Origin of the sequence: Paracoccus sp. (in: a-proteobacteria), from assembly GCF_030538655.1 — a bacterium.
Lineage (GTDB): Bacteria > Pseudomonadota > Alphaproteobacteria > Rhodobacterales > Rhodobacteraceae > Paracoccus.
Genome location: NZ_JAUNTO010000009.1, coordinates 84,946 through 109,943, shown reverse-complemented (window position 1 = coordinate 109,943; position 24,998 = coordinate 84,946). Strand labels below are relative to the sequence as shown.

General features: G+C 64.5%; 29 protein-coding genes. 17 read left to right on the top strand and 12 right to left on the bottom strand.

Going from position 1 to position 24,998, the window contains the following annotated elements:
- Nucleotides 1-34 precede the first annotated feature (34 nt).
- Nucleotides 35-547, top strand: coding sequence for a hypothetical protein (locus tag Q4G22_RS08225; RefSeq protein WP_303385421.1), 513 nt, complete (start codon nucleotides 35-37; stop codon nucleotides 545-547).
- Nucleotides 548-675: 128 nt separating this feature from the next.
- Here the strand turns inward: Q4G22_RS08225 and Q4G22_RS08220 are convergent, their stop codons facing one another.
- A complete protein-coding gene (locus Q4G22_RS08220) occupies nucleotides 676-1,506 on the bottom strand; it encodes an SDR family oxidoreductase (RefSeq protein ID WP_303385420.1) in 831 nt (276 codons plus the stop codon).
- Between the two features lie 123 nt (nucleotides 1,507-1,629).
- On the opposite strand from Q4G22_RS08220, the gene Q4G22_RS08215 reads away from it, so the two are divergent.
- Complete coding sequence (locus Q4G22_RS08215) at nucleotides 1,630-1,983, top strand: helix-turn-helix domain-containing protein (RefSeq protein WP_303385419.1); 354 nt, start codon at nucleotides 1,630-1,632, stop codon at nucleotides 1,981-1,983.
- Nucleotides 1,984-2,072: 89 nt separating this feature from the next.
- Here the strand turns inward: Q4G22_RS08215 and Q4G22_RS08210 are convergent, their stop codons facing one another.
- From Q4G22_RS08210 to Q4G22_RS08190, 5 genes are all read right to left on the bottom strand, one after another.
- Nucleotides 2,073-3,197, bottom strand: coding sequence for a site-specific DNA-methyltransferase (locus Q4G22_RS08210; RefSeq protein WP_303385418.1), 1,125 nt, complete (start codon nucleotides 3,195-3,197; stop codon nucleotides 2,073-2,075).
- 92 nt (nucleotides 3,198-3,289) lie between these two features.
- Complete coding sequence (locus Q4G22_RS08205; protein WP_303385417.1) at nucleotides 3,290-3,922, bottom strand: ribonuclease HII; 633 nt, start codon at nucleotides 3,920-3,922, stop codon at nucleotides 3,290-3,292.
- Nucleotides 3,919-4,401 (bottom strand): ureidoglycolate lyase, encoded by a 483-nt coding sequence (locus tag Q4G22_RS08200; RefSeq protein ID WP_303385416.1) that lies wholly within the window; start codon nucleotides 4,399-4,401, stop codon nucleotides 3,919-3,921. Before Q4G22_RS08200 ends, Q4G22_RS08205 begins: the two co-directional genes overlap by 4 nt.
- Before the next feature lie 9 nt (nucleotides 4,402-4,410).
- Complete coding sequence (locus Q4G22_RS08195; protein ID WP_303385415.1) at nucleotides 4,411-6,159, bottom strand: glycosyl transferase family 90; 1,749 nt, start codon at nucleotides 6,157-6,159, stop codon at nucleotides 4,411-4,413.
- Nucleotides 6,156-7,364, bottom strand: a complete 1,209-nt coding sequence (locus tag Q4G22_RS08190) for an MFS transporter (protein ID WP_303385414.1) — start codon at nucleotides 7,362-7,364, stop codon at nucleotides 6,156-6,158. Before Q4G22_RS08190 ends, Q4G22_RS08195 begins: the two co-directional genes overlap by 4 nt.
- A gap of 312 nt (nucleotides 7,365-7,676) precedes the next feature.
- Here Q4G22_RS08190 and Q4G22_RS08185 point away from each other — a divergent pair, with 312 nt between their 5' ends.
- The 3 genes from Q4G22_RS08185 (at nucleotide 7,677) to Q4G22_RS08175 (ending at nucleotide 10,495) form a co-directional block, all read left to right on the top strand.
- The gene (locus tag Q4G22_RS08185; RefSeq protein ID WP_303385413.1) at nucleotides 7,677-8,363 is read left to right on the top strand and encodes a GntR family transcriptional regulator; all 687 of its coding nucleotides are present in this window, start codon (nucleotides 7,677-7,679) and stop codon (nucleotides 8,361-8,363) included.
- A gap of 189 nt (nucleotides 8,364-8,552) precedes the next feature.
- Complete coding sequence (locus Q4G22_RS08180; protein WP_303385412.1) at nucleotides 8,553-9,734, top strand: L,D-transpeptidase; 1,182 nt, start codon at nucleotides 8,553-8,555, stop codon at nucleotides 9,732-9,734.
- A complete protein-coding gene (locus Q4G22_RS08175) occupies nucleotides 9,734-10,495 on the top strand; it encodes an extensin family protein (protein WP_303385411.1) in 762 nt (253 codons plus the stop codon). The genes Q4G22_RS08180 and Q4G22_RS08175 overlap by 1 nt, the downstream gene beginning before the upstream one ends.
- Here Q4G22_RS08175 and Q4G22_RS08170 read toward each other — a convergent pair whose 3' ends face one another.
- Complete coding sequence (locus tag Q4G22_RS08170; RefSeq protein ID WP_303385410.1) at nucleotides 10,496-11,227, bottom strand: Crp/Fnr family transcriptional regulator; 732 nt, start codon at nucleotides 11,225-11,227, stop codon at nucleotides 10,496-10,498.
- Between the two features lie 106 nt (nucleotides 11,228-11,333).
- Nucleotides 11,334-12,671, bottom strand: a complete 1,338-nt coding sequence (locus Q4G22_RS08165; protein WP_303385409.1) for a FliI/YscN family ATPase — start codon at nucleotides 12,669-12,671, stop codon at nucleotides 11,334-11,336.
- Between the two features lie 99 nt (nucleotides 12,672-12,770).
- Between Q4G22_RS08165 and Q4G22_RS08160 the strand changes: the two genes are divergently transcribed.
- The 11 genes from Q4G22_RS08160 to Q4G22_RS08110 all read left to right on the top strand — a co-directional run bounded on the left by Q4G22_RS08160 (nucleotide 12,771) and on the right by Q4G22_RS08110 (nucleotide 18,992).
- Complete coding sequence (locus Q4G22_RS08160; protein WP_303359853.1) at nucleotides 12,771-13,157, top strand: FlgB family protein; 387 nt, start codon at nucleotides 12,771-12,773, stop codon at nucleotides 13,155-13,157.
- Between the two features lie 3 nt (nucleotides 13,158-13,160).
- Nucleotides 13,161-13,550, top strand: a complete 390-nt coding sequence (gene flgC / locus Q4G22_RS08155) for a flagellar basal body rod protein FlgC (protein ID WP_303385408.1) — start codon at nucleotides 13,161-13,163, stop codon at nucleotides 13,548-13,550.
- 11 nt (nucleotides 13,551-13,561) lie between these two features.
- On the top strand, nucleotides 13,562-13,852 hold the full coding sequence (gene fliE, locus Q4G22_RS08150) for a flagellar hook-basal body complex protein FliE (protein WP_303385407.1): 291 nt from the start codon (nucleotides 13,562-13,564) through the stop codon (nucleotides 13,850-13,852).
- 10 nt (nucleotides 13,853-13,862) lie between these two features.
- Nucleotides 13,863-14,129, top strand: coding sequence for a flagellar biosynthetic protein FliQ (locus tag Q4G22_RS08145; protein ID WP_303359850.1), 267 nt, complete (start codon nucleotides 13,863-13,865; stop codon nucleotides 14,127-14,129).
- A gap of 3 nt (nucleotides 14,130-14,132) precedes the next feature.
- A complete protein-coding gene (locus Q4G22_RS08140) occupies nucleotides 14,133-14,849 on the top strand; it encodes a flagellar hook-basal body complex protein (RefSeq protein WP_303385406.1) in 717 nt (238 codons plus the stop codon).
- A gap of 13 nt (nucleotides 14,850-14,862) precedes the next feature.
- Complete coding sequence (gene flgG / locus Q4G22_RS08135; RefSeq protein WP_303385405.1) at nucleotides 14,863-15,648, top strand: flagellar basal-body rod protein FlgG; 786 nt, start codon at nucleotides 14,863-14,865, stop codon at nucleotides 15,646-15,648.
- Entirely contained in the window at nucleotides 15,648-16,058 is a 411-nt protein-coding gene (flgA, locus tag Q4G22_RS08130; protein ID WP_303385404.1) for a flagellar basal body P-ring formation chaperone FlgA, read from the top strand. Before flgG ends, flgA begins: the two co-directional genes overlap by 1 nt.
- 3 nt (nucleotides 16,059-16,061) lie before the next feature.
- On the top strand, nucleotides 16,062-16,808 hold the full coding sequence (gene flgH / locus Q4G22_RS08125) for a flagellar basal body L-ring protein FlgH (RefSeq protein ID WP_303385403.1): 747 nt from the start codon (nucleotides 16,062-16,064) through the stop codon (nucleotides 16,806-16,808).
- 9 nt (nucleotides 16,809-16,817) lie between these two features.
- On the top strand, nucleotides 16,818-17,327 hold the full coding sequence (locus Q4G22_RS08120; RefSeq protein WP_303385402.1) for a hypothetical protein: 510 nt from the start codon (nucleotides 16,818-16,820) through the stop codon (nucleotides 17,325-17,327).
- 57 nt (nucleotides 17,328-17,384) lie between these two features.
- Nucleotides 17,385-18,362 (top strand): glycosyltransferase, encoded by a 978-nt coding sequence (locus Q4G22_RS08115; protein ID WP_303385401.1) that lies wholly within the window; start codon nucleotides 17,385-17,387, stop codon nucleotides 18,360-18,362.
- 255 nt (nucleotides 18,363-18,617) lie between these two features.
- Nucleotides 18,618-18,992, top strand: coding sequence for a hypothetical protein (locus Q4G22_RS08110; RefSeq protein ID WP_303385400.1), 375 nt, complete (start codon nucleotides 18,618-18,620; stop codon nucleotides 18,990-18,992).
- Between the two features lie 373 nt (nucleotides 18,993-19,365).
- On the opposite strand, the gene rfbA is transcribed toward Q4G22_RS08110, so the two are convergent.
- The 4 genes from rfbA to rfbC are packed head-to-tail and all read right to left on the bottom strand — an operon-like array spanning nucleotide 19,366 to nucleotide 22,666.
- Complete coding sequence (gene rfbA, locus Q4G22_RS08105; RefSeq protein WP_303385399.1) at nucleotides 19,366-20,235, bottom strand: glucose-1-phosphate thymidylyltransferase RfbA; 870 nt, start codon at nucleotides 20,233-20,235, stop codon at nucleotides 19,366-19,368.
- Nucleotides 20,236-20,238: 3 nt separating this feature from the next.
- Complete coding sequence (gene rfbD, locus Q4G22_RS08100) at nucleotides 20,239-21,081, bottom strand: dTDP-4-dehydrorhamnose reductase (protein ID WP_303385398.1); 843 nt, start codon at nucleotides 21,079-21,081, stop codon at nucleotides 20,239-20,241.
- Nucleotides 21,078-22,115 carry a dTDP-glucose 4,6-dehydratase gene (rfbB, locus tag Q4G22_RS08095; protein ID WP_303385397.1) on the bottom strand — a complete coding sequence of 346 codons (1,038 nt, stop codon included), beginning with the start codon at nucleotides 22,113-22,115 and terminating at the stop codon, nucleotides 21,078-21,080. The genes rfbD and rfbB overlap by 4 nt, the downstream gene beginning before the upstream one ends.
- A complete protein-coding gene (gene rfbC, locus Q4G22_RS08090; RefSeq protein WP_303385396.1) occupies nucleotides 22,112-22,666 on the bottom strand; it encodes a dTDP-4-dehydrorhamnose 3,5-epimerase in 555 nt (184 codons plus the stop codon). Before rfbC ends, rfbB begins: the two co-directional genes overlap by 4 nt.
- Nucleotides 22,667-22,853: 187 nt before the next feature.
- Here rfbC and Q4G22_RS08085 point away from each other — a divergent pair, with 187 nt between their 5' ends.
- The gene (locus Q4G22_RS08085) at nucleotides 22,854-24,680 is read left to right on the top strand and encodes a M10 family metallopeptidase (RefSeq protein ID WP_303385395.1); all 1,827 of its coding nucleotides are present in this window, start codon (nucleotides 22,854-22,856) and stop codon (nucleotides 24,678-24,680) included.
- Nucleotides 24,681-24,998: the final 318 nt, after the last annotated feature.

The window sequence follows — 24,998 nt, the reverse complement described above, 5'->3', positions numbered from 1 at the left end:
CTTTCAGATCGGGTCATTGGAGGAGGTGCGGGATATGCGTTTCTGTTTAGGGTTACTGCTGGCGGGTGGACTGGCTGTCGGAGGTTGTGGCTCCAGCCCGGCGGATGATGCGCGCGCGCAGCAAGCGGTCAAGGTTTTTGCGGCCGTCTGTTTGCAGGATATCGGGGCGAGGAGCTGGCCGATGGTTGACCGTCCGCTGACAGAGCTGGGCTTTACCGAGACTTGGAGTATACACGAGACCGGCCGCAAGCTGCGTGAGCCGGTGATCGGAATCGAACTGGTCGAGACCCCGACCGACAGACACGGGATGAGCGATTGCTATATCAGCGTGCTCGGGGCCGACGCTGATGCCGTCACACGGATAACGGGTAAATATCTGGCCAGCCGATATGGTGCCGGCGCCTGGAGGCTGAGCGTAACCGAAGGCAATGAGACAATCCGGAAGCAGGCACTGTTTACGACTGAAACGCAGCCGTTCGGCCTCAATATCTCGGTGTCGCCGCTGGGCCAGAGGCTTATCATGATAGCGCAGAAGTGGCAGAGGTGAGCTGCGCCGTAGCCGGATTGTTGATCAGGCTGCAACAACGGGCGAATCATTATTCCCGGATATGATCGCGCCTTTATGGAGGGGCACCCTGCAACCGGGGCCCCTGCCGGTGCCGCGCAGGTTACGTCTTAAAGCGCCGCCCGCACCGCATCGGCCAGCGGAGTCGTCGGTCGCCCCAGCAAGACCGACAACTGGCGGCTGTCGTCGAACAGCGCGTCCTGCGCCGCAGCCACATCCCAGCCGGCAATCGCCTGCGCCAGCCCTTCGGGCAGGCCAGCGCCGACCAGCGCGGCGGTGTAATCGGCCTGCGGCAGATCGGCATAGGGGATGTCGCGGCCCGTCTGGCGCGAGATTTCGGCCGCCAGATCGGTCAGGGTATAGGGCGCATCGGCGGCCAGTTCATAGGTCTTGCCCTCATGCCCCGGCGTGGTCAACACAACCGCCGCCGCTTCGGCCAGATCAGCGCGGGTCGCGGACGAAATCCGCCCCTGCCCGGCGCTGCCCGCAAAGGCACCATGCGCCAGCGCCGCCGGGATCGAGCCGGTGTAGTTTTCAGTATACCAGCCGTTGCGCAGAATGGTGAACGGAATACCCGATGCGCGCAGATCCGCCTCGGTTTCGCGATGCTCTTTGGCCAGATCAAGGATCGAGCGGTCGGCGTGCAGCAGCGAGGTATAGACGATGCGCCCCACGCCCGCCGCCTTGGCTGCGTTAATCACATTGCGATGCTGCACGGCACGCTGACCAACCTCGCTGGAGGAAATCAGCAGCAGCGTATCGACCCCCGCCAGCGCGGGGCCAAGCGTTTCAGGACGCGCATAATCGGCGGCGCGCACCGGCACGCCCGTCACTTTTTCGGGCGAGCGGGCCAGCGCAATCACATCAACCCCCCGCTTGCGCAGGTCAGCAATAACAAGCTGCCCCAATTGCCCCGAAGCGGCGGTCACGGCGATAGTCATGGTAAATTCCTTTCTGATTTGACCTTGGACCTGATCTAGCGTATACACTTACCAATAGTAAGAACGCACATAAATGTAAGTATGGAAAAAATTTTACCCCCGATTTCCCCGCTCTCGGAACAGATGACACGCGGCGATCTGATGGCCGCCGCCTGCCCCTCTCGCGCGGTGATGAAACATATGACCAGCCGCTGGGGCGTGTTGGTGCTGATCGCGCTGCAAGGGCGGGTCATGCGGTTTTCCGAATTGCGGCGGATGATTGGCGGGGTCAGCGAACGGATGCTGGCGCAGACGCTGCAAGGGCTGGAACAGGATGGGCTGGTGCTGCGGCAGGCGCATCAGGTGGTGCCGCCGCATGTCGATTACAGCCTGACACCCTTGGGCGCCGAGGGCGCGGAAAAGCTGCGGGCGCTGGCCGATTGGATCGAGACCAGTATGCCGCGGATTGCCGCGCATTGGGCGACACGGGGCGAATAGAAAAATACCCCGCCATACGTGCGGCATGGCGGGGCAAGTTGGTTCCGGCCGCACGGCTGGCGGCACCGGAACTCTGGCGAAACCTTGGATCAGTTGGGACGGGGTTCATCCGCCATTTCTGCACGGATCTGCTGGCGCAGCAGGTCGATCGGCACCATCTTGCCCTCGCGCCGGAAATGCCAGTAGGTCCAGCCGTTACAGCTTGGCGCGCCTTCCAGCGCGGCGCCGACCTGATGGATGGACCCCTTGGCATCCGTGGCAATCAGGCTGCCGTCGGCACGAACGCGGGCCTTGTGGCGGTTGCCGATGGAATACAGTTCCTCACCAGGGCGCAGCATCCCGCGTTCGACGACCTGCCCAAACGGCACGCGCGGCTCGGCCCGTTTGCTGGCGGTGGTGGTCAGCGCATCGGTATCGAGGCGGCGGATGCGGGCCAGACGGCGGGCGGCGACCTCGCGATAGGCGTCCTCACGCTCGATGCCGATGAAATCGCGGCCCAGCATCTTGGCGACCGCGCCGGTGGTGCCGGTGCCAAAGAACGGGTCCAGCACCACATCGCCGGGGTTCGTGGTGCCGACCAGCACGCGATACAGCAGGCTTTCGGGCTTTTGCGTCGGGTGGGCCTTGTCGCCGGATGCGTCCTTTAACCGCTCACCCCCGGTGCAGATCGGCAGCACCCAGTCGGACCGCATCTGAACCCCTTCGTTCAGCGATTTCAGCGCCTCATAATTGAAGGTCGGCTTGGCGTTTTCGGATTTCGACGCCCAGATCAGCGTCTCATGCGCGTTGGTCAGCCGCTTGCCGCGAAAGTTCGGCATCGGGTTCGACTTGCGCCAGATCACATCGTTCAGCAGCCAAAAGCCCTGATTTTGCAGCTCGGCCCCCACGCGAAAGATGTTGTGATAGCTGCCGATGACCCAGATCGCGCCGTTGGGTTTCAGCAGGCGGCGCGCGGCGGCCAGCCAGTCACGGGTAAAGCTGTCATAGGCGGCAAAGCCCGAAAACTGGTCCCAGTGGTCATCCACTGCATCAACCTTGGAATTGTCGGGCCGGTGCAGATCACCGCGCAGTTGCAGGTTATAGGGCGGGTCGGCAAAGATCAGATCGACCGAAGCTTCGGGCAGGCCGTTCATCACCTCGATGCAATCGCCTGCCAGAATCTCATTCAGCGGTAATGGTCGCGCCGCAGCGCGTTTTTGCTTGATCGTCGTCATACTGCCCTTGCCTCATTCGCGCCGGTCTTGCGCCGGTCTGCCTGTGGATAACTATGAGTCGCGGGCGATTCGCCGTCAAATTCTTTTTTGAATCAATAGGTTGATATTTGCCCTTGCCACAAGATGTTGTGGATAGGTTTGAACGACCGTCTATGGTGTGGGGTGATCCCCAGATCCAGCAGCGCCTTTTTATGGGCAGGCGTCGGGTATCCGGCGTTCACATCCCAGCCATAGCCGGGATGCTGTTGCGCCAAATCCACCATGATCCGGTCGCGCGCCACCTTGGCCAGAATCGAGGCCGCCGCGATCGACAGGCAGCGGGCGTCGCCCTTGACCACCGCCTGCGCCGGACAGCTCAGGTCGCGCGGCAGGCGGTTGCCGTCGATCAGGGCGAAATCAGGCGCGGCGGCCAGCCCGGCCAGCGCGCGGCACATGGCCAGATGCGCGGCGTTCAGGATGTTCAGCGCGTCGATTTCCGCCACATCGGCATGGGCCACGGCGCAATCGGCATTCGCCAGCAGCCATTCGGCCAGTGCCTGCCGCCGCGCCGCCGTCAGCCGTTTCGAATCGTTCAGGCCGGGCGGGATGTTACCGGGGTCCAGCACCACCGCCGCCGCCGTGACCGGCCCGGCCAGCGGGCCGCGCCCCACCTCGTCCACGCCGGCGATGCGGGTATAGCCAGCGGCCCGCGCCGCCGCCTCATAAGTGAAATCGGGCAGGCTCATGCGGTGATGGTGACGGGGGGAAACGCCACTTCCTCAAGGTTGCGGCCCTGCCCCTCGCGGTCGATAACCAGAAAATCGGCGGCATGATCCAGCGGTGTAAGCACCCCGTGCCAGACACCCGCACGCAGGTTCACGCCCATATCGGCAGGCACCAGAAAGGCCAGCGGCGCACCGGGGCGGCCACCCTGATCTGGCGCGACGACCGACAGCCACGGGCCGGACAGGTGCAGCGGCATAAACGCCTGACTGCCCAACGGGTGCCGCTCCAGCAGGGTGCAGACATAGGGCAGGCTGACCGGCTGGCTGCGGAAGATCGAGATGATCGCTTCGCCCCCGCCGCGCTGCACGGTGGCCAGCGCGTGATGCCGTTCGCAGCGACCGCCGTTAATCATCCGGTCGGGCGCAGCGCGCGGGGTCAGCAGATCGCCAAAGGGCGCGAATGCCGTGGCAGAGATTGGGCGGGCGATGATCGTGGTCATATCCGCAGCCTAGCGCAGCGCCGCCAGCGCGTCGAGGATCAGCCCCATCATCCGCGCCTGCACCCAAGGGGCCGACAGCGCCGCCACTTCGGCCCGCGCGGCGGCGGACATGTCGCGGCAGCGGGCCGGGTTGGCGCGTGCCCAGTCCAGCTTGTCCAGCACATCGGCGCAGCCGCGCCGCAACGGGATATAGTGTTCCCAGGGGCGGAAACGGCCGGAATAATGCACCTCCCACCCGTCCATTTCCGACAGCAGCACCGACTGGCGGTTGATGGCGTTCAGAAAGCCGGTCGGGTGGTCGTAGCCCGCCATCGAGATCTGATAGCGAAAGCGGTTGAAATACCCCGCCCCCGCAGCAGGCCGGATCAACGGGGCCAGAAACGGGTCGTCGGCATGCTGGCGCAGCGACCATGCCAGCACCAGTCCGATGTCGAAATCGGGGCTGTCGATATGCTGGCGCACAAAGGCGAACCGGGGAATGCGGTGCAGATCGGCCAGCATCGCCTGCCGCGCCGTATCATCAGCAGCGGCCAGTTGCGCCAGCAGGATATGCGAGGTCGGTCCGGCGGGGCGGCCAGCCACCGGCTCGACCCGGCCCGAGATATTGCCGCGCCAGACCGCGCGATCCTGCTTGTCCTCCCACGGGATCGGGTCGGGGCAGTCGGGCCGGGCATAGGTCGCGCCGCCCGGCTGATGGAAACCGGGCAAGGGCCACAGCACCACGTTGCGCGCGCCGCTGCGGCGGTTATGGGCCAGCGCCGGCTGACCGATGGGCCGCCCCTGATCGCTGCCGATGCGGCGGCCATCCTCCATATCAATGCGCACCGGATCGCGGCGACCCAGCGACAGGATCTGATTGATGACGCCCTCGACCCGCTCCAGCTTGTTATGATGGCCGGGCTGGGCAAACGCGCGCGGCGCGCCGTCACGGTCACGCGGGCCAATCGCCACGGGCCAAGGCGTGCCATCCAGCCGCGTCACCCGCCCGCCGCCGTCCCATTGCGCGAACAGCGGCGATACGCCCTCTGACCCGACGGCGGCATCCGGGGCAAGCCCCCGCAGGCAAAACGCGGCCATATCCTCGGCCAGCCCGACACCCGGCGGCGGCGAGGGGCGCAGGACCGGCGGACTGTCCTGATCCAGCAGGGCCAACAGCGTGCCCGCATCCTGCGCTGCGGGCGGCGGGTGCCAGTGCAGGCGCGGCGGGCGGCGCGGCAAGTCGATCAGCGGGGCCAGATGCCGCGCCAGATCCAGCGGCGTTTCGCGATCCAGATCAAGCCGGATCAGGCGCGGATCGCCCAAAGCGAAAAAGCCGTCGACAGCCGCCAGATGATCGTGCCAGTCGCGCAGCCAGATCTGGGGCAGGTCAGATACGGCGCGGTTCAGGTGATGCGCATAGGCCCGCGCCACCGCCCCGCCCCGACGCGCCAGACGGTCGGCAATCCAATCCTCGGGGTCGCGGGTGGTCAGGATGAACACCGCCTCGGGACGCTGCGCGGCGATAAAGGGAAAAGCGCGCCAGCCCTCGATCAGCGGACGTTCCAGCCGGTTGATGCGGTGCAGCCCGGCAAACAGGCGCGCCCCGCCCCAGCGGGTCAGGGGCGGGGTGCCGGTGGCACGGGCAAAGGCGATGTCTTCGGCCAGCCGTCCCTCTTCATGACAGGCGGCGGCATGGCCGTTCAGCCGGAACATCTGCACCAGCCGTTCCTCACCCGTCCAATCAGGCCCGATATGGAAAAAGACCGGCCGCGCCGTCATCCACGCCCCTGCATCAGATCAGCCGGGCGCGGCAGCAACACCGTCAGCAGCCCCAGCACCGGCAAAGCCGAACAGATATTGAACACAAAGATCAGCCCGCGCGCATCCGCCAACAGCCCCAGCGCCGCCGCCGAAATCCCGCCCATGCCAAAGGCAAAGCCAAAGAACAGCCCGGCAATCATCCCGGTGCGCCCCGGCACCAGTTCCTGCGCGAACACAATGATCGCCGGAAAGGCCGAGGCGAGGATCAGCCCGATCACAAAGGCCAGCGCGCCGGTCGGCACCAGCCCGACATGCGGCAGTATCAGGGTAAAGGGCAGCACGCCGAGGATCGAAAACCAGATCACCCGCAGCGCGCCGATCCGGTCGCCGATGATGCCGCCCAACATCACCCCCGCCGCCATGCCGCCCAGAAAAAGAAACAGCATGATCTGCGCCCCGCGGGGGGCAAGGCCGAATTTCTCGATGGTGAAAAAGGTAAAGTAGCTGCTCATCAACGCAGAATAGATGTTCTTGGTAAAAACCAGAATCGCCAGCACGATCAGCGCCCGGATAATCATCGGCCGCGCCGCCGCAGGTATCGGCTGCGCCACGGCGGCAGTGGCTGCGGCGCGGCGGCGGCCTTCGGCCCATGCACCGACGCGGGTCAGCACGACCACGCCCACCGCCGCCGCGACGGCGAACCATGCCACAGCCGGGCGCCCCAGCGGCACCACGACAAAGGCCGCCAACAGCGGCCCCGCCGCCTGTCCCGCATTGCCGCCCAGCTGGAACAGCGATTGCGCCGTGCCGAACCTGCCGCCCGAGGCCGTCCGCGCCACGCGCGAGCTTTCAGGGTGAAAGACCGAACTGCCGATCCCGATCAGCATCGCCCCGGTCAGTAACATCGCATAGCTGCCCGCGAAGGCCAGCAGCAGCACTCCGATCAGCGTCGAGGCCATGCCGAAGGCCAGCGATCGCGGCTGCGGGTGCCGGTCGGTGACAGCGCCGACCACAGGTTGCAGCAAGGACGCCGTGACCTGAAAGGCAAAGGTCAGAAACCCGATCTGGCCATAGCTGAGGCTGAATTCCGCCTGAAGCAGCGGATAGATCGCCGACAGCAACGACTGCATCACATCATTGACCATGTGGCACAGGCTGATGGCGATCAGCACCGGCCAGACGGTGGTCCGGGCAGCCAAGGCGGGCGAAGGGGTGGTAGACATCGGAACGTCCTGCGGATCAGCTTATCCTGTCTGCCTTAGCAGCCGGTCACGACAAAGCAAATCCCGACACATTTGGTTGCACTTGCCTGGCCAGCACAACCTACACCGTATATTACCTCTTTAATGCAAAAAACTACTAAACCGTCAAGTCCGATTTTCCTGTAGATATGGACAGGTTCACGGCAGGCAAACTCCGCATCACTATGCTTTGCAACGAAATACTTAACGAAAAGATCAAACTGCATGGCGCGCATTCCAGGGGACGTGGTAAGATCATTGCGCGGGGTTCACGCCAACGCGCCCAAACCTCGGATGAACACCTGGCAATCCGTCCGGGCCGAGGTGCTGGACCGTATCCGGTCGGGCAAATGGGCGCCGGGCGAATTGATCCCGACCGAACAGGAACTGGCGGTGGAACTGGGCTGCGCCCGCGCCACCGTAAACCGCGCGCTGCGCGAACTGGCCGACAGCGGCATCGTGGAACGCCGCCGCAAGGTCGGCACCCGCGTCGCCACCACGCCATCGCGCCGGACCGTGCTGGAAATCTCGGTCATCCGTCAGGAAATCGAGGCGACGGGCGCGGAATATGGCTATACCATGCTGGAATGCGGCATCACCATTCCGCCCGAATATGTCGCGCTGGCGCTGCAAATCGCGCCCGACCGGCGGGTGATGGCGACGCGGCTGCTGTATCTGGCCAATGGTCGCCCGCATTGTTCGGAAACGGTCTGGCTGAACCTGACGGCCCTGCCGCCGGTCGAGTGCGAAAATTTCACCGTCGCCTCACCGCATGAGTGGCTGGCGCGCAATGTCGCGCTGACCCATGGCCGGTTCAGTATTCTGGCCGAGGCCGCCAGCATCGAGGCCGCCAGCAGCCTGCAAGTGCCCACCGGCACCCCGCTGCTGACGATCGAACGGACGAACTGGTCCAACACCATGCCGGTATCCTATTCCCGCCAGTCCTATCCCCCCGGTCACCGGCTGGTTTCCGAGGACTGATTGCGTCCCGCGGCGGGTGGGGGGGCCAGCCCCCCAATCCGGCCTTGCCGGATTTCCCCCCGGGATATTTGCAAACGAAAGACATGTCGGCGTGTTCCCGCTGATGCAAATGTGAATCCCTGGCGGCGGCTGGGGCTGGTGCTTGCTCCGGGAAAGCCGCATTACCGGGAAAACCGACCGGAGTCCGCCATGTCCCTGCGCCTGATTGCCCTGTGTTCCCTATTGCTGTCCTCGGCCGCCGTGGCGCAGGACGTGCCCTTTACGGCGGCAGACATTGAGGCCGCGAGCTATGGCGGCGGCGATCTGCCCGCAGGCCGGTCGGCGCTGACAGCCAAGGTGCAGATCCTGCTGGACCGCAGCGGCACCTCGCCCGGTGTGATCGACGGCTTTAAGGGCGGGATGAGTGAAAGCGCCATCAAGGCGTTTGAACGCCGGGCTGGTCTGCCGATGGACGGGATCATGGATCACGCCGTCTGGGCCATGCTGCAAGCCTATGCCGAACGCCCAGCCACGCAGGACTATACCATCACCCAGGCTGATGCCGAAGGGCTGGTTGCCTCGATCCCGACGGATTATGCCGAAAAGGCGCAGATGAGCCATATGGGCTATACCAGCATCGCCGAACGCCTGGGCGAACGGTTCCATATGGACGAAAAATTCATTGCCTTTCTGAACCCCGGCGTCGATCTGGTGCCGGGCGCCACGATCAAGGTGATGGCACCCGCCCCGCCGCTGCGGGGTAAGGTGGCGAATATCTATATCGACAAGGCCACCCGTCGCGTCGCGGCCTATGATGCCAATGGTCGGATGCTGGCCGATTATCCAGCGACAGTGGGGTCCAGCACGACCCCCTCGCCCTCGGGTGAGGTGATGGTGCGGGCGGTGGCGCTGGACCCGACCTATACCTATAATCCCTCGCGGAATTTCAAGCAGGGTAACAATGACCGGGTGCTGGTGGTGCCGCCGGGGCCGAATGGGCCGGTGGGCACGGTCTGGATCGACCTGTCCAAGCCGACCTATGGCATCCACGGCACACCCGCGCCCTCGCAACTGTTTCGCAACCAGAGCTATGGCTGCGTGCGGCTGACCAACTGGGACGCCCGCGAACTGGCGCATCTGGTGCAGCCCGGCGTGACAAAGGTGCATTTTCTGGAACCGGGTGTGACCATTGCCGAAGCCACCGGCGTCACGCCCCGTGCCGCGGCGGCGGCGGCACAAACCCCGGCGGCGACAGAGGCGACAACCGCAGATAACAAGGTGATCGAAAACACCACCGAAGAGCTGGCCGACCCGCTGTCGAGCGCCTTGGAACGGGCTTTGCCTGATAACATCACCGTCGTGCCGGTGCCCGCCGACGTGGGCGGTCGGTGATGCGGCTGCGGGCCTTGGTGCTGATCGCCGCTCTGGCCAGTGCCGGCGGCGCGATGGCTCAGCCCGCGCCCAAGCCCGCCCCGGACGATCCAGCGGCTGACACGCGGCCCCCTGCCCGGCCTGCCGCGACCACGCCTGACCCGGCCAGCACATCACAGGTGGACCAACCGGGGCGCGCGCAATTCGAAACCAGTGATTTCGACCATTCCGCCTGCCTGCTGGCGCTGACCCTGCTGGGCGTCACATATCAACAACAGCCGCCTGTCACCGACCCGGAAAACCCCGGCTGCGGCATCGACCGCCCGGTTCTGGTAGCCGAGGTTCAGCCCGGCGTCGCCTTGCACGGCGGCGCGCCGATGCGCTGCGAGCTGGCGCGGTCGCTGGCGCTGTGGACGCGCGACTTTGTGCGCCCTGCCGCCGCGCGATTGCCCCGCGCGCCGCAATTAAGCGGTTACAGGCTGGGATCGACCTATCAATGCCGGGGACGGATTGGCGGCGATGGCGGGACGGGGCGGATGTCGGAGCATGCCTTTGGGAATGCGCTGGACATCGCGAGCTTTACCTTTGCCGACGCCCCCGATCTGGCGGTCGAACCGCGCGACGGCTCGGGCCTGCCCGAGATGGCGTTTCAGCGCGCGGCCCGCGCCACCGCCTGCCTGTTCTTTACCACGGTTCTTGGCCCCGGATCAGACGGGGCGCATGACGATCACCTGCATCTGGATATGGCACAGCGGCGTGGAGACTGGCGGCTGTGCCAGTAGTCAACGCTGCGTGCGTTCGAGATCCAGATAGGTCGGATCAAAGCGCGCCAGCCGGGCCAGACCATTCCAGTCGAGAATCTCGATCTCGGTCCCTTGCCAGCGAATCAGCCCGCGATCACGCAGATCACGCACCGCCCGGTTGATGTGAATCGGCGAGTAACCAAGAATATCGGCCAATTCGCGCTGCAACAGCGGCAGGGTAAAACGCATCGAATCCGCCGCACCAACCGCATTCAGCCGGGTGTAGATCTCGCACAGCAAATGCGCCAGATGCGCGCTGGACCGCAACGAGGCCGCCGCGACCAGCCATTGCCGGTGAATCGCCGCGTCGATCAGGGTGGACATCCACATCAGCCGCGTCAGATGCGGATGCGTTTCGGTGATCTCGGTCAGCTCGGTGTGGTTGATAAATTCGACCTCGGTCGGGCCGACCGAAACAACCGAATGTTCCAACCCCGCCAGAACAAAGCCATGCAGATCGACAAAATCGCCCGGCACATGCAGCGCCGTGATCACGCGATCATCGGGGCGGCCGACCAGTTGATGCGACCGCGCCGACATGCCGCGCAGCATCATGCAACTGCGCTGCACCTGCCGGTCGAGAGGAATGATGACCTCGCCGGGACCGAAGATGACATGCTCGGTCGGGATGGCACGCAGCCGCTGGATGTCCGCGTCGGCCAGAGTGTCACGGCGCTGGAGAAAACGGATAAAGTATTCTGTGATCGCCATTTTCCGCCCCTAGTCTAAGCCGGACGGACACTTGCAAATCATCACAAGCGGCGCAATGCCTCCACCGCCTATCCTAACAATGATTAAGGGCCTATAATAGTTCCGATTACCCTTTCCTAAGCGTGGAATGCCCCGGCCCCGGAAGGCGCAGCGCCTCGCCCAGCAGAGCGAAACTATCGCCACAATTTCGCGCGCGTCTGCTGACGAATTCATCAAGCCGCGGCCACAGCTTGACTGCTTCGTCCAGTTTCGGGTCAGCGCCGGGGGAATACAGTCCGGCGCGGATCATCAGTTCGGATTCGGTATAGGCCCCCATCGCCGCGCGGGCATGGGTGATCAGCCCGTTTTCCGGCGCACTGGCCGCCGCAGGCAGTGACCGCGACACCGACCGCACCACATCCACCGCCGGGAACCGCCCGCGTTCGGCGATGGCACGGTCCAGAACGACATGGCCATCCAGCACACCGCGCAGAATGTCGGCCACGGGTTCCTCCATATCCGACCCGGCGACCAGAACGCTGAAGATGCCGGTAATATCACCCGTCCCCTCGACCCCCGGCCCCGAGCGTTCGGCCAGCCCCATAATCAGATTCGAGGTCGAGGGCGGAAAACCGCGATAGCTGGGCGCCTCCCCCCCGGCCAGCGCGATTTCACGATGTGCCTCGGCAAAGCGGGTGATCGAATCGGCCAGAAACAGCACATGCCGCCCCTGATCGCGGAAATATTCGGCCACGGTCATCGCCGCCCAGGCACAACGCCGCCGCACCAGTGGCGACAGATCCGAGGTCGCAGCGACCACCACCGCGCGCGCCATACCCTCTGGCCCCAGCGTTTCTTCAACGAATTCACGCAGTTCACGGCCGCGCTCACCGATCATCGCAATGACCACGACATCGGCCTGCACCCCTTTGGCCAGCATCGACAGCAGCGTGGATTTGCCCACACCCGATCCGGCGAACAGACCGATCCGCTGCCCCTGCACGATGGGCAGCAGGGTATCGAACACCGCCAGCCCGGTATCCAGCCGCGCCCCCAGACGGCGACGGCGGGCAGCCGGCGGCGCATCGGGGCGATAAGGCATCAGTCGCAGACCCTGCGGCAACACCCGTCCATCCAACGGCTGACCGAACGGATCAATGATTCGCCCGACCCATGATTCGCAGGGCGCAAGCGTCGGCGCGAACAGCAATTCCGTGGGTGCCCCGATGGACAACCCCTCGACATGGCGTTCGGGCAGGATGCTGGCATGGCGCTGCGACAGGCCGATCACCTCGCCACCGACATTCCCGGAAGGCATTGAAAACGAAACACGATCCCCGACAGAAGCGTGCCCGTTCAGCCCGCTGACACTGATCGTTCCAGCCCGGATCGCCTGCACGCGCCCATGATAGCGGGCCGCACGCGCGGCCCTGATCCGGGTGGCGATAGATTCCAGTTTTTCCATCTCAGCACTCTCCTGTCTTGCGAATTTCTGCCGCGTCGAAAGGGTTTCTAAACCATTCGGGGTTAAGACCGGGTTTATCGGAACCAGGGAGAAGCCTCGGTGTTTGAAAGAATTACGACGTTGAAAATGGCACGGGCCATGACGAATCACGCTGTGGCCCGACAGGTGGTGACAGCCCGCAACATCGCCAATGCCGACACGCCCGGCTATCAGGCCAAGGATCTGGAAAAGTTTGCCGACAGCTATGGCAGGCCGTCCACCTCGGGCATGAACGCGACCCGTGCGCGCCATATCACCGCACCGCTGTGGTCCGGTGGCAGCCCGCGTATCATCGCGGAAACCGAAGGTGCCTCGCCCAACGGCAACACCGTCACCATCGAGGACGAGATGATGCGCTCGGCCTCGGTCAAGCGGCAGCACGATCTGGCCCTGGGGATCTACAAATCGGGGCTGGACATGCTGCGCACCAGTCTGGGCCGGGGCTAAGCGATGGATCGCATCTCCGCCACAGAACTGGCCGCATCCGGCATGAAGGCACAGGCCGAACGGCTGCGCCGCGTGTCCGAAAACATCGCCAATGCCGACACGCCCGGCTATCGCCGCAAGCTGGTCAGCTTTGAAGAACAGGTCAGCTTTGGCCGCCCCGCCGGCGGCGTTCAGGTGGGCCGCACCCGGCTGGATCAGACCGATCTGCCGCAGGTGTTCGACCCCGCGCATCCGATGGCCGACGAAGCCGGATATTACGCCGGATCAAACGTCAATCTGATCGTCGAGATCGCCGATTCCCGCGAAGCCAGCCGCAGCTATGAGGCGAACCTGCGGGCCTTTGAACAATCACGCCAGATGGGATCGTCCCTTCTGGAACTGCTGCGCCGCTGAAAGGAGTTCAGATGATTACGACGGTAAACGCCGCCAATGCCTATGCCACCGCCCGCCGTGCCACCGCCCCCGATGGCCCGACGGAAGGACAGGTTTCCCCGCAACTGCGCAACGCCGCCGACGAATTCAGCGCGATGATGCAGCAGGCAGACAAAACCGCCACGGCCACCATGACCGGCAAGGCCGACACCCACGATCTGGTGCAGTCGCTGGCTGAAACGCAACTGGCGTTGGAAACCGTGGTGGCCATCCGTGACAAGGTGGTCGAGGCTTATCAGGAAATCCTGCGGATGCCGGTGTAAGGCCGCCCCGATGGACGAGACGATCCTCTTTGACATGATGCGTCAGGCGCTGCTGCTGGCGGTGCGCATCTCGGCCCCGCTGCTGATCGTGGCGTTGGTGGCCGGTGTCATCATCGGTCTGTTTCAGGCGCTGACCTCGGTTCAGGAAATGACGCTGACCTTCGTGCCCAAGGTCGGGCTGATGCTGATCGTCTTCTGGGTCACGATGAGCTTTATGACCACCGCCCTGTCCGATTTCTACACCGGGCAGATCATCCCGCTGATTGCCGGAAGCTGAGCCATGGACAACGCCATCTATGCCACCCTGACCCGCCAATCGGGTCTAATGAACGAAATGCGCACCGTCGCCAATAACATCGCCAACGCCAACACCAACGGCTTCCGCCGCGAAGGGGTGATCTTTTCCGAACACCTGACCGCGCTGGACCGACGCGGCGATACGCTGTCGATGGCCAATGCGCGCGGACGGCTGGTCGATCTAAGCGTGGCCCCCGTCAGCCAGACCAACGGCACCTTCGATCTCGCCATCGAAGGCGAGGGCTTTTTCATGGTCCAGACGCCCGAAGGCAATCGCCTGACCCGCGCGGGCGCCTATATGCTGTCGCCCGAAGGCGAGTTGATGAACGCCGAAGGCTACCGTCTGCTGGACGAAGGCCAGGCCCCGATTGCGATCCCCGGCGGCGCAGACCGCATCGCCATCGGCCCCGACGGCACGGTTTCCGCCGACGGACAACCGCTGGCACAGATCGGCGTTTTCGCCGAACCCGCGCGCGAGGACATCACCTATACCGGCGGCACCCTGTTCGTCCCCTCGGGCGAGGTCGAGCCGCAGGAAAACCCCCGCATCCTGCAAGGCTTTCTGGAAGATTCCAACGTCAACCCATTGCAGGAAATCAGCCGCATGATCGAGGTGCAGCGCGCCTATGAACTCGGCCAGTCCTTCCTTGACCGCGAGGATCAGCGCATCCGCAACGTCATCACCGCCATGAGCCGCTGAAAGGTTTAACCCTATGAAAGCCCTGCAAATCGCCGCCACCGGCATGAGCGCCCAGCAAACCCGCGTCGATGTGATTTCCCACAACCTCGCGAACATGTCCACGACCGGCTATAATGCCCGCCGCGCCGAATTCGCCGATCTGGCCTATCAGCAGGTGACGCGCCCCGGCACCATCACCGCATCCGACGGCACCATTGTGCCCGCGGGCGTGCAGCTTGGCCTTGGCGTGCGTCCGACCGCCGTTACGGCGAACCTGCAACAAGGCTCGTTGAGCCATACCGGCAATGATCTGGATCTGGCCATCGAAGGTCTGGGCTATCTGGAAGTCACGCTGCCATCCGGCATCTCTGCCTATACCCGCGATGGCGGACTAAAGCGCACGGGCGAAGGGCTGATCGTCACATCCGACGGTTACGAAGTCGCGCCAGGCATCACCATCCCCGCCGAGGCCCGGTCGATCGCCATCAATGCGCAGGGCGAGGTCTATGCCTATTTCAACGACCAGACCGAACCTGAAATGCTGGGCCAGATCACGCTGGCGGGGTTCGTCAACGAAAAGGGGCTTGAGGCAGTCGGCTCGAACCTGTTTCTGGAAACCATGGCATCCGGCCCTGCAATGGTCGCGGCACCGGGGCTGGAAGGTCTGGGCACCTTGCGGCAGGGTTATCTTGAGGACAGCTCGGTCGATGCGGTGCGCGAGATTACCGAACTGATTAAAGCGCAGCGCGGCTATGAGCTGAACTCCAAGGTCATTACCGCCGCCGACCAGATGCTGGGCGCAACGGTGCAGGTGCGCTGATGCGGGGGGTGATCCTTGCCGCCCTGCTGGCGGCTGGCCCGGCACAGGCCGAAGGCTGGGCCGCTGCCCGCACCCTGCCCGCCGGAACGGTGATTTCCGAATCCGATCTGATCCGCACCGCCGATGCGCGCGGCATCCGCGATGCGGAACAGGCCATCGGGCAGCAGACCCGCTTTACCATTTACGAAGGCCGCCCCGTGACCGCCTCTGTCCTGCGCGCCCCACGTCTGGTGGACCGCAACCAGATCGTGCGGCTGGCCTATGAACGCGGCGCGCTACGTATAGAGGCCGAGGGCCGCGCCCTGTCCGAAGGTGCTGCGGGCGACGTGATCCGCGTGATGAACACCGCCTCGCGCAGCACCGTAACCGCGCGCGTGAACTCCGACGGCAGCGTGACCGTCATCAACTGATCCATGAACGGAAGAATCCTCGTGAAAACTGCCATCAAACTGATCTGCCTGACCTTGGCCATCACCGCCTGCGGGCGCACCGATCATCTGGGCAAACCGCCGACAATGACCGAACCGCAGGCTTCGGTCGAATTCGCCGCCATGACCAATCCACCGCTGGAGATCACCCCCGGCACCGGCCGCCCCGAGGCAGCCGCCTCGCTGTGGGAAAGCTCGCAGAATTCGCTGGTGGGCGATCGCCGCGCCACGCAACGCGGCGACATTCTGACCGTGGTGATCCAGATCGACGACCGGGCCGAGATGTCGAACACCACCGGCCGGACGCGCAAGGCCGCGGATACGGCTGGCATTTCCTCGCTGGCGGGTATCCCGCAGCGGCTGGACAGCAAGCTGCCTGAAGGCGCGACCATGGCCGATCTGGTCGATATGGATTCGTCATCCACCTTCAAGGGCACCGGCAACATCTCGCGCCGCGACAAGGTAACGCTGCGCGTGGCGGCAACCGTGCTGGACCGCCTGCCCAACGGCGTGCTGCAAATTCAGGGCACGCAAGAGGTGCGGGTGAACTTTGAGATGCGCGAACTGACCGTCAGCGGCTTTGTCCGCCCCGAAGACATCAGCCGCCGCAACGAGGTCGCCTATGACCGCATCGCAGGCGCGCGGATTTCCTATGGCGGGCGCGGTCAGATCAGCGACGTGCAGCAGCCGCGCTATGGCCAGCAACTGGCCGACATTGTTCTGCCCTACTGAGGTTCAACCATGGTCAAGAAAATCCTGATGCTGGTGCTGCCGCTGGTAGCCTTCATCGGCGGCGCTTTTGGCGGCGACATGCTGCGCGGCGGGGCCAAGGCCGATGCCGCCACCGCCGCAGCGGACGATGAGGGCGAAGAACACGCCGCCACCGTGCCCGCAACTGCCCCCCCTCCGACCGATGACGCAACCACCGATCTGGCGTGGTTCGGCTTTGCCAACCAGTTCTTTGTCCCTATCGTGCGCAACGGCAAAACCGACTCGATCATGATCCTCTCGGTCTCGCTGGAGGTCAGCGCCCCCAGCCAGTCCAAAATCGCGGGGATGGAGGCGCGGCTGCGCGACGCCCTGCTGCGGTCACTGATGATCCACGCCAATACCGGCGGCTTTGACGGCAACTTTACCGCTGACGCGCGGCTGGAACCGCTGCGCGCCACCTTGCTGACGGCGGCGCGGCAGGTGTCCGGACCGGATGTTCGCGCCGTGCTGATCGAGGATATTGCCCGCAAGGAAGGTTAACCCGGTTGCGGCGCAAGCGTGGCAATGGCACATCCGCGCAAACCGAAAGGGTGCCTGATGCCGCAGATCGTGATCCTCATGGCCACTTACAACGGGGCAGCGTTCCTGCCCCGGCAACTGGCCAGCATCGCCGCGCAGACACATGAAAACTGGCGGCTGATCTGTTCGGATGACAGCTCCAGCGATGACACGCGCGCGGTGATCGCCAATTTCGCCGCCAGCCGCGCGCCGGGGCAGGTGCAGATCATTGATGGCCCGCGCGCCGGGGCCACGGCGAATTTCCTGCACCTGATTGCCCAGGCCCCGCCGGGTGCATGGCTGGCCTTTTCCGATCAGGATGACGACTGGCATCCCGACAAGCTGCACCGCGCGCTGGCAATGACCGCACCCGCATCCGGCCCGGCGCATTATTCGGCGCGCACGCTGATCTGCGACGCGGATCTGCGCGTGCTGACCGAATCGCCGCGCTTTGCCCGGCCGTTCGGGCTGCGCAACGCCTTGGTGCAGGCCTGCACGGCGGGGAATACCAGCGTCTTTAACCCCGCCGCCGCCACGATCCTGCAAGCGGGGGCGGCGGCAGCGCGGGCAGCGGATGTGGTGGCGCATGACTGGTGGGCCTATCAGTTGATCGCAGGCGCGGGCGGTGCGATCCTGAAAGACGATACGCCGGTTCTGAAATACCGCCAGCACGGCGCAAACGAGATGGGCCGCAACGATACCGCCGCCGCCCGGCGCAAGCGGCTGGCGATGCTGTTCGACGGCAGCTTCGGCGGCTGGCTGGCGGCGAACCATATGGCGCTGACGGGCGCGGGCGATCTGTTGACGTCGGAAAGCCGCGCGGTGCTGCACGATTTCGGCGCGGCGCTGCACGCGCCCGGCCCGCTGGCGGCGGCGTGCATGGCGCGGCTGCGGCTTTACCGCCACGAAACCGCAGGAACGGCGGCCTTGTATGCGGCTGCGGCGATGGGGCGACTGCGGCACCGGACCGCGCCCATCACGTCGGGTGCCGCAGGCAGCGATGGATCAGCGGGATAATGCCCCCGGACCATCGTGCAGACCACCATCCGCCCCCCCTCCCCCGCGCAGGCAGCGGCCAGTCCGGCGTCAGCGGGGTCAGAACCAATCAGCCCTAGCGTCACCTGAGAACAGGCGACGGTGAACATAAGCAGGGCAGCGCGGCGTGATCGCCGGGCGCGTGGCAAACACCTGTCAAAACGCGGGATCTTGATGAACAGAAGGGACCGTTCCGATAGGCAGGCGCACATTCGGCCAGTCGGCGCAGCGCCCGCCTTGATCCGTGCCCGCCGCAATCTGGCACCAGATACAGCGATTCTGGATGCAGCAATACAGATCATCGCCGGGCAGAGCGATGCCAGCTTGGCGGCGGAACCCCTCGCGCGCCGCGCCCGTGCAGGCAAGGTCGCGCTTTACTGTGGATGGCCCAGCCGGGAACGGCTGATGTTGGCGCTGTCCGCGCGGGCCAAATCAGCACTGCCCGAACCCGGCAGTGGCGATATGACTCGGCATGTGACCGACATGATACGGCACTTGAACGGTAACGACAGGCAGGAACCGCTGGTCCCGTTGCTGCGATGGATTACCGCCCCACTGCCCGACGCCACCGTCCGGCAGGTATGCAAACAGCAGCGGCAGGAAAGCCGGTAGCACCAAGGCCATATCTTCAAGCATGGCAACAAAGGGGCGAACCGAACCCGGCGCTGTCTCGACGACAGGCGGCACAGCGGCTGATCGCGATGCTGTGGTATCTGCGGCTGACCGATGCCCTGCCAACAACAGATCAGGCGGGCAGGCTGGTCCACCCCTGACCGCCGACCTGCGTGCCTGATGGAGATGACCCCATTCATTTCTCGCTTGTGGGGCGTCCGAGCACCCAAAATGGACCGTGCGGGACGTAGTGCCCCCACGGCCAAGCGGCCCATGCTGGTCCATTTGACCCTTCATGCGTTCCCAAAGACCGGATATTGCGGGCGCACCGCCCAACATATCCGGCTGCAATGGGAAATCAACGGATCAGAGCCTAGCCCAGCAGCCCGCTCAGATAACGGCCATAATCGTTCTTGGCGAATTTCGCCGCCCGGTCGCGCAACTGATCGGCGCTGATCCAGCCCTGTTGATAAGCGATCTCGTCCGGGCTGCCGGTTTGCAGGCCCTGCCGGTTTTCCAGCGTGCGCACGAAATTCCCCGCATCCAGCAGGCTGGCGTGGGTGCCGGTGTCCAGCCAGGCATAACCACGCCCCATCAGTTCAACCGTCAGCGAGCCATCCGCCAGATAGCTTTCCAGCAAGGTGGTGATTTCCAGCTCGCCCCTTTCGGACGGTTGCACCTGTGCGGCGCGTTCCGGCGCGGTGCCGTCGAGGAAATACAGGCCGGTCACGGCATAGTTCGACGGCGGCACCGGCGGCTTTTCGATGATCGAGCGCACCGTGCCATCGGCGTCGAAATCGACGACGCCGTAACGTTCCGGGTCAACGACGTGATAGCCGAAGACCTTGCCGCCCAAGGTCTGCGCGCTGGCCTCGCTCAGCATCTTGCCCAGACCGACGCCGAAAAAGATGTTGTCGCCCAGAACCATGGCCGAAGGCGCACCGTCCAGAAAATCGCGCGCCAGCAGATAGGCCTGCGCCAGCCCATCGGGGCTGGGCTGCACAATCCATTCGAACCGCAGCCCCCACTGGCTGCCATCGCCCAACAGGCGCTGGAACTGGGCCTGATCCTCGGGCGTGGTGATGATCGCGATCTCGCGGATGCCGGCCAGCATCAGCACCGAGATCGGATAGTAGATCATCGGCTTGTCATAGATCGGCAGCAGTTGTTTCGACACGCCCATGGTGATCGGATACAGCCGCGTGCCCGAACCGCCTGCCAGAATAATGCCCTTGCGCTGCATGTGTTAACCTTTCAACTCGGCCAGAACCTTGGCCAGACCAGCGCGCCAGTCGGGGCGCGCAACACCAAAATCGGCCAGCAGACTGTCGCAATTCATCCGCGAATTGCCCGGACGGCGTGCGGGCGTGGGATAGGCGCTGGTCGGAATATCCTCGACCACCGGGGAAAGCCCGGCCTGCGCGAAAATCTCGCGCGCGAAATCGGCCCATGACACATCCGGCGCACCCGAGAAGTGGTAAACGCCGCCGTCCTTGCCCGCCTGCATCTGCCCGGCCATCGACACCAACGCATCGGCAATTGCCGCCGCCGGGGTCGGCCCGCCGATCTGGTCGGCCACGATGGTCAGCCGGTCGCGTTCCGCCCCCAGCCGCAGCATGGTTTTGACGAAGTTCGCGCCATGGGCGGAAAACACCCAGCTTGTGCGCAGGATCGCGGCGCGGGCGCGGCTGGCGCGCACAGCATCTTCACCCGCCAGCTTCGTCGCGCCGTAAACACCCAGCGGCCCGGTCGCATCGCCGGGCTGCCAAGGCCAGTCGCCCGAGCCGTCAAAGACGTAATCGGTGGACACATGCAGAAACGGCACCCCCAGCGCGGCGCAGGCACGGGCCATTGCGCCCGGCGCCTCGCCGTTGACCAGCATCGCGGTATCGGCATCGCTTTCCGCGCGATCCACGGCGGTATAGGCGGCCGCGTTGACCACCACTGCGGGCGACAGATCCATGATCGCATCGCGGCAGGCGTCCGGGCGGGTCAGATCGGCATCTTCACGCCCCAGAAACCGTGCATCAGGCGCAAGCCGCGCCAGTTCGCGCGCCACCTGCCCGGTTTTGCCGAAAACCAGCATCATGCCTTGCCCAGCCGCTGGCCCACACCCTCGCGCGACAGCAGCGGTTCCCACCAGCCGCGGTTGGCCAGATACCATTCCACCGTCTTGCGCAGCCCCTGTTCCACCGTGACCGAGGGCCGCCAGCCCAGTTCCTCGCGAATCCGGGTCGGGTCGATGGCATAGCGGCGGTCGTGACCGGGGCGGTCGGCGACAAACTGGATCAGGTCGGCGTGGGGGGCGCCTTCGGGGTGCAGTTCGTCCATATGGGCGCAGATGGTGCGCACGAGGTCGATGTTCTTCGCCTCATTCTCGCCGCCGATGTTATAGCTGCGGCCCAACTCGCCCTTTTCCAGCACCAGCAGCAGCGCGTCGGCGTGATCCTCGACATACAGCCAGTCGCGCACATTGCCGCCATCGCCGTAAACCGGGATCGGGCGGCCATGCAGCGCGTTCAGGATCACCACCGGCACCAGCTTTTCGGGGAAATGGAACGGCCCATAATTGTTGGAACAATTGGTCAGCACCACCGGCAGGCCATAGGTCTCATGCCACGCGCGCACCAGATGATCGCTGGCCGCCTTGGACGCGGAATAGGGCGAGCGCGGGTCATAGGGCGTCGTTTCCATGAACTGCCCGGTCGGCCCAAGAGATCCGAACACCTCGTCGGTGGAAATATGGTGAAAGCGAAAGCCCTCGGGCCGCCCCTCGCGCGTCCAGTAATCCCGCGCCGCTTCCAGCAGGTTATAGGTGCCGGTCACGTTGGTTTCGATAAAGGCACCCGGCCCGTCGATGGAACGGTCCACATGGCTTTCGGCGGCAAGGTGCATCACCGCATCGGGGCGGTGGGTCTGAAACACCCGGTCCAGTGCCGCACGGTCGCGGATGTCGACCTGTTCAAAGGCATAGCCGGGGTCATCCGCCACGCTGGCGACGTTTTCCAGATTGGCCGCATAGGTCAGCGCATCGAGATTCACCACCTGATGGCCGCGCGCAATCGCCAGCCGCACCACGGCCGAGCCGATGAACCCTGCCCCACCTGTTACCAGAATCTTCATGCCTGCCCCCCGAACGGAGAAGTCCAGTCAGCAAAGGCAGGCGCAAGCGCATCCTTTTCCGACAGCACCGGCGCATCGACGCCCCAGTCGATGCCCAGCGAATCCCACCGCACCGCGCCATCCGCATCGCGGTTGTAATGATCGGTGCATTTATAGACGATTTCGGTATCGGGTTCGCGGGTCACGAAGCCGTGCAGAAACCCGGCGGGAATCCACAACTGCCGCCCGTTATCGAACGACAACTCCTCGCCCACCCATTGCCCATAGGTCGGGCTGCCGATGCGTGCATCGACCGCGACATCGAACAGCCGCCCACGACCACAGCGCACCAGCTTGCCCTGCGCATGGGGCGGGGCCTGATAATGCAGCCCGCGCAGCGTGCCGATGGCCGATGACATCGAATGGTTGTCCTGCACGAATTCCGGCAGGCTCACGCCGGCCTGTTCCAGCGCGCGGCGGTTCCAGCTTTCGGAAAAAAAGCCGCGTGCGTCGCCGTGGCGTGCCGGGGTGATGACCAGAACATCGGGGATGGCGGTGGGTTCTATACGCATGATCGCCTTTACTCGTCACAATTGCCCGCGCTTATAGTGCCGGTTCACGCTCAAGTCACCCCTCTGGATCGCAAGGCACGGCTCAATGTCGTGTCAAATTCGCCGGTTATGCAATGTTGCCCCGCGAGGGGCCACATGTTAAGGCCAAGTCTCTGATCTGCCGCCCAAAGACCGAGTTTTGCACGATATGAAAACACTGACCGCACAACAGCTTGCGACCTATCTGACCTCGACCTATTGGGCGGAAACCGGCCAGATTTCGCGCAAATGGTATCTGGACGCATCAAAGACGCTGAAGGTGGACAATTGGATCAGTTTCAGCGACCAACTGTCCACCATCAAACTGGCGCTGCAAGCCTGGACCGATGTTTCCGGGATCAAATTTCAGTTCGAGGATTTTGGCCGCACAGATATACAGCTGACCAGTTGGAGTGGCGGGGCCTATACCGAATCCACGATGACGGCGACGGGGCGGCTGACCCAGGCCACGATCAATGTCGATTACTGGTGGTCGCTGGATTACGGCACCCGCCTGAACAGCTATTACATGCAGACCTGGGTTCATGAGATCGGCCACGCCCTTGGGCTGGGGCACGCCGGGCTGTATAATGGCACTGCCCGCTATGGCCGCGACAACTGGTTTGCAAACGACAGTTGGCAATTGTCGGTCATGTCCTATTTCGCGCCCGATGATAACCCCACCGTCAACGCATCCTACGCCTATGCGGTCACGCCGATGCCCGCCGACATCATCGCGATCCATCAGATTTACGGCAAACCGACCGGCGTGGCGACGGGCAACACCACCTATGGCTGGGGCAGCAACGCGACCGGCATTCACAAGGCTGTGGGCAACTGGATCAGGGCGGGCGATTACGGCACGCCGATCATGTTCACCATCTACGATCAGGGCGGGCGGGATACGATCAACCTGTCAGGCGATACCAGGGATCAGGTGGTGCGTCTGGGACAGAACCAGTTTTCCGACATCCTGGGCCACAAGGGCATCATGGGCATCGCCTATGACACCGTGATCGAGAATTATGTCGCGGGCAGCGGCAATGACCACATCACCGCCAACGGTGCGGCCAACCTGATCCGGGGCGGGGCGGGCAATGACACCATCCTTGGGCTGGCTGGCAATGATACCATCCGCGGCGGCGCGGGCTGGGACCGGATCGAGGGCGGCGCGGGCAACGATCTGCTGTATGGCGAGGGTGGGCGCGACACATTGTTCGGCGGCAACGGCAACGACACGCTGCACGGGGGGGATCATGCTGACCATCTTTATGGCGGCAATGGCAATGACGTGCTGTGGGGCGGCAATAACGACGACTGGCTGGACGGGGGCGGCGGCGACGACCTGCTGAACGGGGGGGCGGGCAATGACACGCTGCTGGGCGGGGTGGGCAACGATACGCTGAACGGCGGTCCCGGCCATGACACCCTGCGCGGCGGAGCGGGCGACGACCGGCTAAGCGGCGGCAACGGCAACGACAGCCTTTATGGCGATGACGGCAACGACTGGCTGCACGGCCATGCCGGCGACGACCAGCTTTTCGGCGGGTTGGGTAATGACACGCTGACCGGCGGAGATGGCAACGACACGCTGATGGGCAGCAGCGGGCATGACAGCCTGAGCGGCGGCAACGGCAATGATGTGCTGAACGGCGGCGCGGGCAACGATACGCTGAACGGCGGTGCCGGGGCCGATACGCTGACGGGCGGCGCAGGGGCGGATATATTCTTGTTCCGCGCCCGCACCGATGCCAGCAGTGATGCGCCCGATGTCATCACCGATTTCAACCCCGCGCAGGACAGGCTGGATCTGTCAGCCCTGCGGCTGACCCTGATCGGGGAAGATCCGTTTTCCGGCGGGCTGCGCCAGTTGCGCGTTGTAAGAGAAGACGCAGATCTGCGTCTGACAGCGGATTTCAACGGTGACAGCCGCGCCGATTTCGCCATCCTGCTGCGCAACCTGACCACCCTGCCCGACGACGCGCTGATCCTTTAGGCGGCAGAGGCACGGTCGGGTCAGATACAGCCGATGGCAGCGGAGGTCGCCGCGCCCGCTGGCGGTAGCCTGATCCGACAGGTTCGCGCGCAGGTGGCGCAGGTTCGGATATAAGGCTGGGGCGACTGGCTGGCTGCCCTCATACCGGCAGCATCGCAACAAGTGTCATCCCAGAATACACTGCACACAGAAATATTCGCGGGGCCTCCTGCACGTCACAAACAGTTGCGCCGCCAACATCGACCATCCGGCCCGCCCCCGCAGCCCTCCCAAAAGAAAAACGCCCCGCTGTCGCGGGGCGTTTCTGTTGGCACATGG